We start from the raw sequence: 13,319 nt of genomic DNA on the forward strand, positions 1-13,319 counted from the left end.
AGTTCAAGGCCTTCTCCCGGAGAAGGCCTTGCTGTTAGTTACGGTACAGCACCTTAATGATGTGGTAACCGAACTGGGTATGCAGCGGGCCGGTTGGCTCCAGTACCGGACAAGAGAAAACCACTTTATCGAACGCCGGAACCATTTGACCCTGGCGGAATTCACCCAAATCACCGCCGCGTTTGCCTGACGGGCAAATGGAGTGTTTCTTCGCCAGCTTGCCGAAATCGGCACCGTTCTTGATCTGCTCGAGAAGATCCAGAGCCAGTTTCTCTTCTTTTACAAGGATATGCAGTGCTGCTGCTGTTTTTGCCATGATCGTGCCTTGAGTGGTAAGGATGAGGCTGGCTATACTACCACGCTGTTATTTTCCCCTCCCGACTTTCATTGAGCGATTTTCCTATGCGTCTAAACCCCGGCCAACAACAAGCTGTCGAATTCGTTACCGGCCCCTGCCTGGTGCTGGCGGGCGCGGGTTCCGGTAAAACTCGTGTTATCACCAATAAAATCGCCCATCTGATCCGCGGTTGCGGTTATCAGGCGCGACATATCGCGGCGGTGACCTTTACCAATAAGGCGGCACGCGAGATGAAAGAGCGTGTCGGGCAGACGCTGGGGCGCAAAGAGGCGCGTGGGCTGATGATTTCCACCTTCCACACGCTGGGGCTGGATATCATCAAACGCGAGTATGCGGCGCTGGGGATGAAGGCTAACTTTTCGCTGTTTGACGATACCGATCAGCTTGCTTTGCTTAAAGAGTTGACCGAGGGGCTGATTGAAGATGACAAAGTTCTCCTGCAACAGCTAATTTCGACCATCTCCAACTGGAAGAACGATCTCAAAACACCGGCGCAGGCGGCGGCAGAGGCAAAGGGCGAGCGGGACCGTATTTTTGCCCATTGTTATGGGCTGTATGATGCACACCTGAAAGCCTGTAACGTTCTCGACTTCGATGATCTGATTTTATTGCCAACGTTGCTGCTGCAACGCAATGAAGAAGTCCGCGAGCGCTGGCAGAACAAAATTCGCTACCTGCTGGTGGATGAGTATCAGGACACCAACACCAGCCAGTATGAACTGGTGAAACTGCTGGTGGGCAGCCGCGCGCGCTTTACCGTGGTGGGCGATGACGACCAGTCGATCTACTCCTGGCGCGGCGCACGTCCGCAGAATCTGGTGCTGCTGAGCCAGGATTTTCCGGCGCTGAAGGTGATTAAGCTTGAGCAGAACTACCGCTCTTCCGGACGTATTTTGAAAGCGGCGAACATCCTGATCGCCAATAACCCGCACGTCTTTGAAAAGCGTCTGTTCTCCGAACTGGGTTACGGCACAGAGCTAAAAGTTTTAAGCGCGAATAACGAGGAACATGAAGCCGAGCGCGTCACCGGCGAGCTGATCGCCCATCACTTCGTCAATAAAACGCAGTACAAAGATTACGCCATTCTTTATCGCGGCAACCATCAGTCGCGGGTATTTGAAAAATTCCTGATGCAAAACCGCATCCCGTACAAAATATCTGGCGGTACGTCGTTTTTCTCTCGTCCTGAAATCAAGGACTTGCTGGCTTATCTGCGCGTGCTGACTAACCCGGACGATGACAGCGCATTTCTGCGTATCGTTAACACGCCGAAGCGAGAGATTGGCCCGGCGACGCTGAAAAAGCTAGGTGAATGGGCGATGACGCGCAATAAAAGCATGTTTACCGCCAGCTTTGATATGGGCCTGAGTCAGACGCTTAGCGGACGTGGTTATGAAGCATTGACCCGCTTCACTCACTGGCTGGCAGAAATCCAGCGTCTGGCGGAGCGGGAGCCGATTGCCGCGGTGCGCGATCTGATCCACGGCATGGATTATGAATCCTGGCTGTACGAAACATCGCCCAGCCCGAAAGCTGCCGAAATGCGCATGAAGAACGTCAACCAACTGTTTAGCTGGATGACGGAGATGCTGGAAGGCAGCGAACTGGATGAGCCGATGACGCTCACCCAGGTGGTGACGCGCTTTACTCTGCGCGACATGATGGAGCGCGGCGAGAGCGAGGAAGAGCTGGATCAGGTGCAACTGATGACCCTGCACGCGTCAAAAGGACTGGAGTTTCCTTATGTTTACATGGTCGGTATGGAAGAAGGATTTCTGCCGCACCAGAGCAGTATCGATGAAGATAATATCGATGAGGAGCGGCGGCTGGCCTATGTCGGCATTACCCGCGCCCAGAAGGAATTGACCTTTACGCTGTGTAAAGAACGCCGTCAGTACGGCGAACTGGTGCGCCCGGAGCCGAGCCGCTTCCTGCTGGAGCTGCCGCAGGATGATTTGATTTGGGAACAGGAGCGCAAAGTGGTCAGCGCCGAAGAACGGATGCTGAAAGGGCAAAGTCATTTGGCAAATCTGAAAGCGATGATGGCAGCAAAACGAGGGAAATAATCAAGGCCGGAAAAGATGTGTCAGCATCGCATCCGGCACTTACTCATTAATGCACTTCCAGCGGCCAGTGGACATAGCTCTGCCACTGGCTTTCCTGATCAATAATCTCTTTACCCAGCGGATGTTGGGTTAGCCAACCTTGCGGAAGCGTCAAGGTCAACAGTTCATGGTTAGCCTGTAATGTCATCTCTGGCACGAGATCGTCACGGCGACGGCTGGCAAAAATGATAGCCAGGCGGAGTAAACGGCAGAGTTGTTCTGCGACGCGCGGTGGTACGGCATTTTGCTGATGCAGCGATGAGAGATCGACCGGATTAGTCTGGTTGAGCAGTAGCGTCGCCAGCAGTTTTTTCTGTGCGGGGGTAAAACCGGGAAGATCCAGATTACGTACCAGATAAGCAGCGTGTTGCGGCGCTTGTTTGAAGTCAACGCTCAGGCCGATTTCATGAAGCTGACAGGCGCTGATGAGCAAATCGCGGCTTATTGCTTCAAGATGCCATTCATTTTCCACCTGATCGAAGAAGTTAGCCGCAACTTTGGCTACGCGCTGTGCCTGATCAATATCGATCATAAAGCGGCGCTGAATATTACGCAGCGTACGGCTGCGAATATCCTGCTCGACGGTAAGATGCAACATACCGTAGACCAGGCCTTCACGCAGCGCACCGCCCGCCAGGGTCATACACTGAATATTCAGTTCGGTAAAAATGGCTATCAGGATCGCCAGACCACTCGGGAACACTAACGCACGTTCCAGCGTCAGCCCGTCAATCTCTAGCTCTTCCAGCCGACCGCAATGAATGGCGCGTTGTTTCAGTTGCTGCAACTTTTCCAGGGTAATGCGTTCATCCATCCCCTGTGCCATCATGATTTCCTGTAACGCCTGCACGGTGCCGGAAGCGCCAACGCACACTTTCCAGCCGTGATACCGTAATTCATCGGCAACCGGACGTAACACTTCGCGTGCCGCTTTTTCTGCAGCATCAAAATTTTCCTGCCCCAGATTACGATCGGCAAAATAGCGTTCCAGCCAGGTAACGCAGCCCATCGACAGGCTGAACAAAGAGGTGGTTTGTGCACCCGTGCCGGTTACCAGTTCAGTACTGGCTCCGCCGATATCCACCACCAGGCGCTGATCGGCACCGCCAGTGGTGTGAGCAACGCCCTGATAAATCAGACGCGCTTCCTCTTCACCGCTGATCACCTGTACCGGACAACCGAGGATTTCCTGCGCTTTGGCAATAAAATCACCCGCATTGACGGCAAGGCGTAATGTCGCCGTAGCGACAACGCGAATTTGCGAGGGAGGGATATCTTGCAGACGTTCAGCAAACAGGCGCAGACATTGCCAACCGCGCTCCATTGCTTCATTAGACAGGGCATTTTCGCTATTCAGGCCGGCAGCCAGACGCACTTTGCGTTTTATTCGCGTCAGCGTCTGGATGCTTCCAGCCACCTCGCGCACAACCAGCATATGAAAACTATTCGAACCGAGATCAATGGCTGCATACAGCGACGAGGTGGAACCCATACTCTTCATCCTTCAATCTGTCTCTGTGTTGGCTGCATTCTTTCACCTGAATCACTTACGACAGTAAACTCATCGGGATTCATTCTCTTGCCATCTTGATACAGCTTGAATGATTTGGAGTATGACATTTTTTATTTAACCTGAACGACGACGATTACGCGGAGCGCCAGTACGACGCGGACCATTACCTGTGCGCGGGCGCGTGAGGCGCAGCGGTTTTGGCAGATCGGTCATCAATGCGTCCGGATTGTATTTACTTACCGGAATTGAGTGACCAATATAGGTCTCAATAGCAGGCAAATTCAATGCATACTCTTCACATGCCAGGCTGATGGAATGACCACTTGCGCCAGCGCGACCTGTTCGACCAATACGGTGAACGTAATCTTCACAGTCATCGGGTAAATCGTAGTTAAAGACGTGTGTCACAGCAGGGATGTGCAAACCACGCGCGGCAACGTCGGTGGCAACCAGAATATCCAGATCCCCACGGGTAAATTCATCAAGAATACGCAGACGTTTTTTCTGCGCGACATCGCCTGTCAATAAACCGACACGATGACCATCTGCCGCCAGGTGGCCCCAGATCTCTTCACAACGGTGTTTGGTGTTGGCGAAAATAATCGCTCTGTCTGGCCACTCTTCTTCGATCAGCGTTTGCAGCAAACGCATTTTTTCTTCGTTAGAAGGGTAGAAAAGCTCTTCTTTAATACGGTGGCCCGTTTTCTGTTCCGGTTCCACTTCAATATATTCGGCATTGTTCATCTGCTCGAACGCCAGTTCACGTACCCGGTACGAAAGCGTGGCGGAGAACAGCATGTTGAGGCGCTGGTTTGCAGGCGGCATACGGCGGAACAGCCAGCGGATATCTTTAATAAAGCCCAGATCGTACATGCGATCGGCTTCGTCCAGTACCACCACCTGAATGGCACCGAGGTTAATGTGGTTCTGCTTGGCGTAGTCAATTAAACGACCCGTGGTGCCAATCAGAATGTCAACGCCGCTTTCCAGCACTTTCAGCTGTTTGTCGTAGCCATCACCACCGTAAGCCAGACCCAGCTTCAGGCCAGTAGCTTCCGCCAGCGGTTCCGCGTCGGCGTGGATCTGCACGGCAAGTTCACGCGTCGGTGCCATAATTAAGGCACGCGGTTGATTCACTTTGCGATCGGCAATCGCGGGATGAGAGAGAAGATAATGAAACGTTGACGTAAGAAACGCCATCGTTTTCCCGGTACCGGTTTGCGCCTGCCCGGCTACGTCACGACCCGCCAGCGTCAGCGGAAGGGCCAGTGCCTGAATGGGCGTACAGTTATGAAACCCTTTTTTTTCAAGGGCTTCTACAACCTTCGGATGCAGGGCGAAGTCGGAAAACTTCTGTTCTGTTAAATGTGTTTTGCTCATAGTGTGGTAGAATATCAGCTTACTATTGCTTTACGAAAGCGTATCCGGTGAAATAAAGTCAACCTTTAGTTGGTTAATGTTACACCAACAACGAAACCAACACGCCAGGCTTATTCCTGTGGAGTTATATATGAGCGATAAAATTATTCACCTGACTGACGACAGTTTTGACACGGATGTACTCAAAGCGGACGGGGCGATCCTCGTTGATTTCTGGGCAGAGTGGTGCGGTCCGTGCAAAATGATCGCCCCGATTCTGGATGAAATCGCTGACGAATATCAGGGCAAACTGACCGTTGCAAAACTGAACATCGATCAAAACCCTGGCACTGCGCCGAAATATGGCATCCGTGGTATCCCGACTCTGCTGCTGTTCAAAAACGGTGAAGTGGCGGCAACCAAAGTGGGCGCACTGTCTAAAGGTCAGTTGAAAGAGTTCCTCGACGCTAACCTGGCGTAAGGGAATTTCATGTTCGGGTGCCCCGTCGCTAAAAACTGGACGCCCGGCGTGAGTCATGCTAACTTAGTGTTGACTTCGTATTAAACATACCTTATTAAGTTTGAATCTTGTAATTTCCAACGCTTCCCGTTTTATCTTAAATGCGAAGTGAACAGATTTCTGGCTCGTCACTCAATCCGTTTTGTCGTTTCAGTTCTGCGTACTCTCCTGTGACCAGGCAGCGAAAAGACATGAGTCGATGACCGTAAACAGGCATGGATGATCCTGCCATACCATTCACAACATTAAGTTCGAGATTTACCCCAAGTTTAAGAACTCACACCACTATGAATCTTACCGAATTAAAGAATACGCCGGTTTCTGAGCTGATCACTCTCGGCGAAAATATGGGGCTGGAAAACCTGGCTCGTATGCGTAAGCAGGACATTATTTTTGCCATCCTGAAGCAGCACGCAAAGAGTGGCGAAGATATCTTTGGTGATGGCGTACTGGAGATATTGCAGGATGGATTTGGTTTCCTCCGTTCCGCAGACAGCTCCTACCTCGCCGGTCCTGATGACATCTACGTTTCCCCTAGCCAAATCCGCCGTTTCAACCTCCGCACTGGTGATACCATCTCTGGTAAGATTCGCCCGCCGAAAGAAGGTGAACGCTATTTTGCGCTGCTGAAAGTTAACGAAGTTAACTTCGACAAACCTGAAAACGCCCGCAACAAAATCCTCTTTGAGAACTTAACCCCGCTGCACGCAAACTCTCGTCTGCGTATGGAACGTGGTAACGGTTCTACGGAAGATTTAACCGCTCGCGTACTGGATCTGGCATCACCTATCGGTCGTGGTCAGCGTGGTCTGATTGTGGCACCGCCGAAAGCCGGTAAAACCATGCTGCTGCAGAACATTGCTCAGAGCATTGCTTACAACCACCCGGATTGTGTGCTGATGGTTCTGCTGATCGACGAACGTCCGGAAGAAGTAACCGAGATGCAGCGTCTGGTAAAAGGTGAAGTTGTTGCTTCTACCTTTGACGAACCCGCATCTCGCCACGTTCAGGTTGCGGAAATGGTGATCGAGAAGGCGAAACGCCTGGTTGAGCACAAGAAAGACGTTATCATTCTGCTCGACTCCATCACTCGTCTGGCGCGCGCTTACAACACCGTTGTTCCGGCGTCAGGTAAAGTGTTGACCGGTGGTGTGGACGCCAACGCCCTGCATCGTCCGAAACGCTTCTTCGGTGCGGCGCGTAACGTGGAAGAGGGCGGCAGCCTGACCATTATCGCGACGGCGCTTATCGATACCGGTTCTAAAATGGACGAAGTTATCTACGAAGAGTTTAAAGGTACAGGCAATATGGAACTGCACCTCTCTCGTAAGATCGCTGAAAAACGCGTCTTCCCGGCTATCGACTACAACCGTTCCGGTACCCGTAAAGAAGAGCTGCTCACGACTCAGGAAGAACTGCAGAAAATGTGGATCCTGCGCAAAATCATTCACCCGATGGGCGAAATCGATGCAATGGAATTCCTCATTAATAAACTGGCAATGACCAAGACCAATGACGATTTCTTCGAAATGATGAAACGCTCATAAATTTGTCTTATGCCAAAAACGCCACGTGTTTACGTGGCGTTTTGCTTTTATATCTGTAATCTTAATGCCGCGCTGGCGATGCTAGGAAAATTCCTGGAATTTGCTGGTGTGTTATGCAATTTGCATATCAAGTGGTTAATTTTTGCACAGGACTGGTGGGTTCGGAACGGACTTTCCCTTCTGAATAAAGGTCTTCGTGGTTATACTTCTGCTAATAATTTTCTCTGAGAGCATGCATTGTGAATTTACTGACAGTGAGTACTGATCTCATCAGTATTTTTTTATTCACGACACTGTTTCTGTTTTTTGCCCGTAAGGTGGCAAAAAAAGTCGGTTTAGTGGATAAACCAAACTTCCGCAAACGTCACCAGGGATTGATACCTCTCGTTGGGGGGATTTCGGTTTACGCAGGGATTTGCTTCACGTTCGGAATTGTTGATTACTATATTCCGCATGCATCTCTCTATCTCGCTTGTGCTGGTGTGCTTGTTTTCATTGGCGCGGTGGATGACCGTTTTGATATCAGCGTAAAAATCCGTGCCACCATACAGGCCGCTGTTGGCATTGTTATGATGGTGTTCGGCAAACTTTATCTCAGTAGCCTGGGTTATATCTTTGGCTCCTGGGAGATGGTGCTCGGACCGTTTGGTTACTTCCTGACGCTATTTGCCGTCTGGGCGGCCATTAATGCGTTCAACATGGTTGATGGCATTGATGGCTTGCTGGGCGGGTTGTCCTGCGTCTCGTTTGCAGCAATCGGTATGATTTTGTTGTTCGACGGGCAAACCAGTCTCGCAATCTGGTGCTTTGCGATGATCGCCGCCATCCTGCCATACATCATGCTTAACCTTGGTATACTGGGTCGCCGCTACAAAGTCTTTATGGGGGATGCGGGCAGTACGCTGATTGGTTTTACCGTGATCTGGATCCTGCTCGAAACGACCCAGGGCAAAACTCATCCCATCAGCCCGGTTACCGCTTTGTGGATTATCGCCATTCCGCTAATGGATATGGTGGCGATTATGTACCGTCGCCTGCGTAAAGGCATGAGCCCATTCTCTCCTGACCGTCAGCATATTCACCATTTGATCATGCGTGCCGGGTTTACTTCCCGCCAGGCGTTTGTGCTGATTACCCTTGCCGCAGCACTGCTCGCTTCCATTGGCGTGCTGGCAGAATATTCTCATTTTGTCCCGGAGTGGGTCATGCTGGTGCTCTTTTTGCTAGCATTCTTCCTCTATGGATATTGCATTAAGCGTGCCTGGAAAGTTGCTCGCTTTATTAAGCGCGTAAAACGCAGACTGCGTAGAAATCGTGGTGGCAGCCCCAATTTAACCAAATAAATGAGGATGTGATGACACAACCAATGCCTGGGAAACCGGCCGAAGACGCTGAAAATGAACTGGATATTCGTGGGTTGTTTCGTACCTTGTGGGCTGGGAAGCTGTGGATTATTGGCATGGGGCTGGCGTTTGCGTTAATCGCGCTGGCGTATACTTTTTTTGCTCGTCAGGAGTGGAGCTCGACGGCGATTACCGATCGTCCAACGGTGAATATGCTGGGGGGATATTACTCACAGCAGCAATTTTTGCGTAACCTGGATGTCCGTTCAAACATGGCTTCTGCCGACCAACCATCGGTCATGGACGAAGCCTATAAAGAGTTTGTTATGCAACTGGCCTCGTGGGATACCCGCAGAGAGTTCTGGCTGCAAACCGACTATTACAAGCAGCGGATGGTGGGCAACAGCAAAGCAGATGCGGCGTTGCTGGATGAAATGATCAACAACATCGTGTTTATTCCCGGTGACTTCACCCGCGCGGTCAATGACAGCGTGAAGCTGATTGCCGAAACTGCGCCTGACGCTAATAACCTGTTACGTCAGTATGTTGCTTTTGCCAGCCAGCGTGCAGCCAGCCATCTGAATGATGAGCTGAAAGGCGCATGGGCGGCACGCACCATCCAGATGAAAGCTCAGGTGAAGCGTCAGGAAGAGGTGGCGAAAGCCATCTACGATCGCCGGATGAACAGTATTGAACAGGCGCTGAAAATTGCTGAGCAGCATAATATTTCGCGCAGTGCGACAGATGTGCCTGCCGAGGAATTACCTGATTCAGAAATGTTCCTGCTTGGGCGTCCAATGCTCCAGGCTCGACTGGAAAATTTACAGGCCGTCGGTCCGGCCTTTGATCTCGACTATGATCAGAATCGGGCCATGTTAAACACCCTGAATGTTGGTCCAACCCTGGATCCGCGTTTTCAGACCTATCGCTATTTGCGTACGCCGGAAGAACCGGTAAAACGCGATAGCCCACGTCGTGCCTTCCTGATGATTATGTGGGGCATTGTCGGGGGACTGATCGGGGCTGGTGTCGCATTAACCCGCCGTTGCTCGAAATAGCAACACTGCTGCGGTGAGCGCAAAGGCGCTCGCCGCTTATTCGAAGAGAATCGATGTGAAAGTACTGACTGTATTTGGTACGCGCCCGGAAGCCATCAAGATGGCACCGTTGGTGCATGCGTTGGCAAAAGATCCTTTTTTTGAGGCTAAAGTTTGCGTCACTGCGCAGCATCGGGAGATGCTCGATCAGGTGCTGAAACTCTTTTCCATTGTACCTGACTACGATCTCAACATAATGCAGCCAGGACAGGGCCTTACAGAGATAACCTGTCGGATTCTGGAAGGGCTAAAACCTATTCTTGCCGAGTTCAAACCAGATGTCGTGCTGGTTCACGGCGATACTACGACGACGCTGGCAACCAGCCTGGCGGCGTTTTATCAGCGTATTCCTGTTGGTCACGTTGAGGCTGGTCTGCGCACGGGCGATCTCTATTCGCCGTGGCCGGAAGAGGCTAACCGTACATTGACCGGGCATCTGGCGATGTATCACTTCTCTCCAACCGAAACTTCCCGGCAAAACTTGCTGCGTGAAAATGTTGCGGATAGCCGAATCTTCATTACTGGTAATACAGTCATTGATGCACTGTTATGGGTGCGTGACCAGGTGATGAGCAGCGATACGCTGCGTTCAGAACTGGCGGCAAATTACCCGTTTATCGACCCCGATAAAAAGATGATTCTGGTGACCGGTCACAGGCGTGAGAGCTTCGGTCGTGGCTTTGAAGAAATCTGCCATGCGCTGGCAGACATCGCCACCACGCACCAGGACATCCAGATTGTCTATCCGGTGCATCTCAACCCGAACGTCAGAGAGCCGGTCAATCGCATTCTGGGGCATGTGAAAAATGTCATTCTGATCGATCCCCAGGAGTATTTACCGTTTGTCTGGCTGATGAACCACGCCTGGCTGATTTTGACCGACTCAGGCGGCATTCAGGAAGAAGCGCCTTCGCTGGGGAAACCGGTGCTGGTGATGCGCGATACCACTGAGCGTCCGGAAGCGGTGACGGCGGGTACGGTGCGTCTGGTCGGCACGGATAAGCAGCGAATTGTCGAGGAAGTGACGCGTCTTTTAAAAGACGAAAACGAATATCAAGCTATGAGCCGCGCCCATAACCCGTATGGTGATGGTCAGGCATGCTCTCGCATTCTGGAAGCGTTAAAAAATAATCGGATATCACTATGAGTTTTGCGACCATTTCTGTTATCGGACTGGGTTACATCGGGTTGCCTACAGCAGCTGCGTTTGCCTCAAGGCAAAAACAGGTGATTGGTGTCGATATCAACCAACACGCGGTTGATACCATCAATCGTGGCGAAATCCATATCGTCGAGCCTGATTTGGCGAGCGTAGTAAAAACTGCCGTAGAAGGCGGTTTTTTACGAGCGAGCACGACGCCAGTTGAAGCGGATGCCTGGTTGATTGCTGTACCGACGCCGTTTAAAGGCGATCATGAGCCAGATATGACGTACGTCGAATCGGCTGCCCGCTCCATCGCGCCAGTGTTGAAAAAAGGCGCGTTGGTGATCCTTGAATCCACCTCGCCGGTGGGGTCAACCGAGAAGATGGCAGAATGGTTAGCAGAGATGCGTCCAGATCTCACTTTCCCACAGCAGGTGGGCGAGTTGGCGGACGTCAACATTGCTTACTGCCCGGAACGCGTATTACCGGGCCAGGTTATGGTCGAGCTGATTAAAAACGATCGCGTGATTGGTGGTATGACGCCGGTTTGTTCGGCCCGTGCCAGCGAACTGTACAAAATTTTCCTCGAGGGTGAGTGTGTCGTCACTAACTCGCGGACGGCAGAAATGTGTAAGCTCACCGAAAACAGCTTCCGCGATGTGAATATCGCTTTTGCTAATGAATTGTCGCTGATTTGTGCCGATCAGGGGATTAACGTCTGGGAACTGATTCGCCTGGCGAATCGTCACCCTCGCGTCAATATTCTTCAGCCAGGCCCTGGCGTGGGCGGTCACTGCATCGCTGTTGATCCGTGGTTTATCGTGGCACAGAACCCCCAGCAGGCGCGGCTTATCCGTACCGCGCGCGAAGTGAACGATCACAAACCGTTCTGGGTTATCGATCAGGTGAAAGCGGCGGTGGCTGATTGTCTGGCTGCTACCGATAAACGCGTCAGTGAACTGAAAATCGCCTGCTTTGGTCTGGCGTTTAAACCGAATATTGATGACCTGCGCGAAAGTCCGGCAATGGAAATCGCTGAACTGATCGCCCGGTGGCACAGCGGCGAAACGCTGGTTGTTGAGCCTAACATCCACCAGTTGCCGAAGAAACTGACCGGGCTTTGTACTCTGGCGCAGCTTGACGAGGCGCTGGCAACGGCAGATGTGCTGGTGATGCTGGTCGATCATAGTCAGTTCAAAGTTATCAATGGCGACAACGTCCATCAGCAGTATGTCGTCGATGCCAAAGGAGTCTGGCGCTGATGAGAAAGATTCTGATAACAGGTGGTGCCGGGTTTATTGGCTCGGCGCTGGTGCGTTATATCATCAACGAAACGAGCGACGCGGTGGTGGTGGTCGATAAGCTGACCTACGCCGGAAACCTGATGTCTCTGGCACCGGTCGCGCAAAGCGAGCGCTTTGCCTTTGAGAAAGTTGATATCTGCGATCGGGCAGAACTGGCGCGCGTATTCACTGAGTATCAGCCAGACTGTGTCATGCATCTGGCAGCCGAAAGCCATGTTGACCGTTCTATTGACGGCCCGGCAGCGTTTATTGAAACCAACATTGTCGGGACTTATACACTGCTTGAAGCGGCGCGGGCTTACTGGACTGCGCTGACGGAAGATAAAAAATCAGCGTTCCGTTTTCATCATATCTCCACCGACGAAGTATATGGTGACCTGCACTCGACGGATGATTTCTTCACCGAAACCACGCCGTATGCGCCGAGCAGCCCTTATTCCGCGTCAAAAGCCAGCAGCGACCATCTGGTGCGCGCCTGGCTGCGGACCTATGGTTTGCCGACGCTTATCACCAACTGCTCGAATAACTACGGTCCTTACCACTTTCCGGAAAAACTGATCCCGCTGATGATCCTCAACGCGCTGGCGGGTAAACCGCTGCCGGTATATGGCAACGGGCAGCAAATCCGTGACTGGCTGTATGTTGAAGATCACGCCCGCGCGCTGTATTGCGTGGCGACCACAGGGAAAGTCGGTGAAACCTATAATATTGGTGGTCACAACGAGCGTAAGAATCTCGATGTTGTGGAAACCATTTGCGAGCTGCTGGAAGAACTGGCTCCTAATAAGCCGCACGGCGTGGCGCACTATCGTGACCTGATCACCTTTGTCGCTGACCGTCCGGGGCATGATCTGCGTTATGCCATTGATGCTTCGAAAATTGCCCGTGAACTTGGCTGGCTGCCGCAGGAAACCTTTGAAAGTGGAATGCGTAAAACGGTGCAGTGGTATCTGGCTAATGAAAGCTGGTGTAAGCAGGTGCAGGACGGCAGCTATCAGGGCGAGCGTTTAGGTCTGAAAGGCTAATTTT

Annotated in this window: 12 protein-coding genes; 9 read left to right on the plus strand and 3 right to left on the minus strand. The window is 51.9% G+C overall.

Annotation, left to right across the window (positions count from 1 at the left end):
• Positions 1 to 34: 34 nt before the first annotated feature.
• Positions 35 to 316: a peptidylprolyl isomerase PpiC gene (ppiC, locus tag C4F37_RS21880; RefSeq protein WP_001140251.1), complete on the minus strand. Its 282-nt coding sequence runs from the start codon at positions 314 to 316 to the stop codon at positions 35 to 37.
• 86 nt (positions 317 to 402) lie between these two features.
• On the opposite strand from ppiC, the gene rep reads away from it, so the two are divergent.
• Complete coding sequence (gene rep / locus C4F37_RS21885) at positions 403 to 2,424, plus strand: DNA helicase Rep (RefSeq protein ID WP_001238868.1); 2,022 nt, start codon at positions 403 to 405, stop codon at positions 2,422 to 2,424.
• 46 nt (positions 2,425 to 2,470) lie between these two features.
• Here the strand turns inward: rep and gppA are convergent, their stop codons facing one another.
• The gene (gene gppA / locus C4F37_RS21890) at positions 2,471 to 3,955 is read right to left on the minus strand and encodes a guanosine-5'-triphosphate,3'-diphosphate diphosphatase (protein WP_001314257.1); all 1,485 of its coding nucleotides are present in this window, start codon (positions 3,953 to 3,955) and stop codon (positions 2,471 to 2,473) included.
• 135 nt (positions 3,956 to 4,090) lie between these two features.
• A complete protein-coding gene (gene rhlB, locus C4F37_RS21900; RefSeq protein WP_000047499.1) occupies positions 4,091 to 5,356 on the minus strand; it encodes an ATP-dependent RNA helicase RhlB in 1,266 nt (421 codons plus the stop codon).
• Between the two features lie 130 nt (positions 5,357 to 5,486).
• Between rhlB and trxA the strand changes: the two genes are divergently transcribed.
• The 8 genes from trxA (at position 5,487) to rffG (ending at position 13,315) form a co-directional block, all read left to right on the plus strand.
• Entirely contained in the window at positions 5,487 to 5,816 is a 330-nt protein-coding gene (trxA, locus tag C4F37_RS21905; RefSeq protein WP_001280776.1) for a thioredoxin TrxA, read from the plus strand.
• Between the two features lie 140 nt (positions 5,817 to 5,956).
• Entirely contained in the window at positions 5,957 to 6,058 is a 102-nt protein-coding gene (gene rhoL / locus C4F37_RS21910) for a rho operon leader peptide RhoL (RefSeq protein ID WP_014640242.1), read from the plus strand.
• Between the two features lie 84 nt (positions 6,059 to 6,142).
• On the plus strand, positions 6,143 to 7,402 hold the full coding sequence (gene rho, locus C4F37_RS21915; protein WP_001054527.1) for a transcription termination factor Rho: 1,260 nt from the start codon (positions 6,143 to 6,145) through the stop codon (positions 7,400 to 7,402).
• 239 nt (positions 7,403 to 7,641) lie between these two features.
• On the plus strand, positions 7,642 to 8,745 hold the full coding sequence (gene wecA, locus C4F37_RS21925; protein ID WP_001050975.1) for a UDP-N-acetylglucosamine--undecaprenyl-phosphate N-acetylglucosaminephosphotransferase: 1,104 nt from the start codon (positions 7,642 to 7,644) through the stop codon (positions 8,743 to 8,745).
• An 11-nt stretch (positions 8,746 to 8,756) separates the two neighbouring features.
• Positions 8,757 to 9,803 (plus strand): ECA polysaccharide chain length modulation protein, encoded by a 1,047-nt coding sequence (gene wzzE / locus C4F37_RS21930; protein WP_001314258.1) that lies wholly within the window; start codon positions 8,757 to 8,759, stop codon positions 9,801 to 9,803.
• Positions 9,804 to 9,858: 55 nt separating this feature from the next.
• Positions 9,859 to 10,989 carry a non-hydrolyzing UDP-N-acetylglucosamine 2-epimerase gene (gene wecB, locus C4F37_RS21935; RefSeq protein WP_000866670.1) on the plus strand — a complete coding sequence of 377 codons (1,131 nt, stop codon included), beginning with the start codon at positions 9,859 to 9,861 and terminating at the stop codon, positions 10,987 to 10,989.
• On the plus strand, positions 10,986 to 12,248 hold the full coding sequence (gene wecC / locus C4F37_RS21940) for a UDP-N-acetyl-D-mannosamine dehydrogenase (RefSeq protein WP_000006615.1): 1,263 nt from the start codon (positions 10,986 to 10,988) through the stop codon (positions 12,246 to 12,248). The genes wecB and wecC overlap by 4 nt, the downstream gene beginning before the upstream one ends.
• On the plus strand, positions 12,248 to 13,315 hold the full coding sequence (gene rffG / locus C4F37_RS21945) for a dTDP-glucose 4,6-dehydratase (RefSeq protein ID WP_001540196.1): 1,068 nt from the start codon (positions 12,248 to 12,250) through the stop codon (positions 13,313 to 13,315). Before wecC ends, rffG begins: the two co-directional genes overlap by 1 nt.
• The last annotated feature ends 4 nt before the right edge of the window (positions 13,316 to 13,319 follow it).

The sequence above is a fragment of the Escherichia sp. R1 genome, assembly GCF_003000935.1.
Taxonomy (GTDB): Bacteria; Pseudomonadota; Gammaproteobacteria; order Enterobacterales; family Enterobacteriaceae; genus Escherichia; species Escherichia coli.

What these genes read in the sequence shown, in the direction of transcription:
- rffG (WP_001540196.1), top strand. Translation starts at nt 12,248, where the DNA reads ATGAGAAAGATTCTGATAACAGGTGGTGCCGGGTTTATTGGCTCGGCG.
- trxA (WP_001280776.1), top strand. Translation starts at nt 5,487, where the DNA reads ATGAGCGATAAAATTATTCACCTGACTGACGACAGTTTTGACACGGAT.
- rep (WP_001238868.1), top strand. Translation starts at nt 403, where the DNA reads ATGCGTCTAAACCCCGGCCAACAACAAGCTGTCGAATTCGTTACCGGC.
- wzzE (WP_001314258.1), top strand. Translation starts at nt 8,757, where the DNA reads ATGACACAACCAATGCCTGGGAAACCGGCCGAAGACGCTGAAAATGAA.
- rho (WP_001054527.1), top strand. Translation starts at nt 6,143, where the DNA reads ATGAATCTTACCGAATTAAAGAATACGCCGGTTTCTGAGCTGATCACT.
- gppA (WP_001314257.1), bottom strand. Translation starts at nt 3,955, where the DNA reads ATGGGTTCCACCTCGTCGCTGTATGCAGCCATTGATCTCGGTTCGAAT.
- rhoL (WP_014640242.1), top strand. Translation starts at nt 5,957, where the DNA reads ATGCGAAGTGAACAGATTTCTGGCTCGTCACTCAATCCGTTTTGTCGT.
- rhlB (WP_000047499.1), bottom strand. Translation starts at nt 5,356, where the DNA reads ATGAGCAAAACACATTTAACAGAACAGAAGTTTTCCGACTTCGCCCTG.
- wecC (WP_000006615.1), top strand. Translation starts at nt 10,986, where the DNA reads ATGAGTTTTGCGACCATTTCTGTTATCGGACTGGGTTACATCGGGTTG.
- ppiC (WP_001140251.1), bottom strand. Translation starts at nt 316, where the DNA reads ATGGCAAAAACAGCAGCAGCACTGCATATCCTTGTAAAAGAAGAGAAA.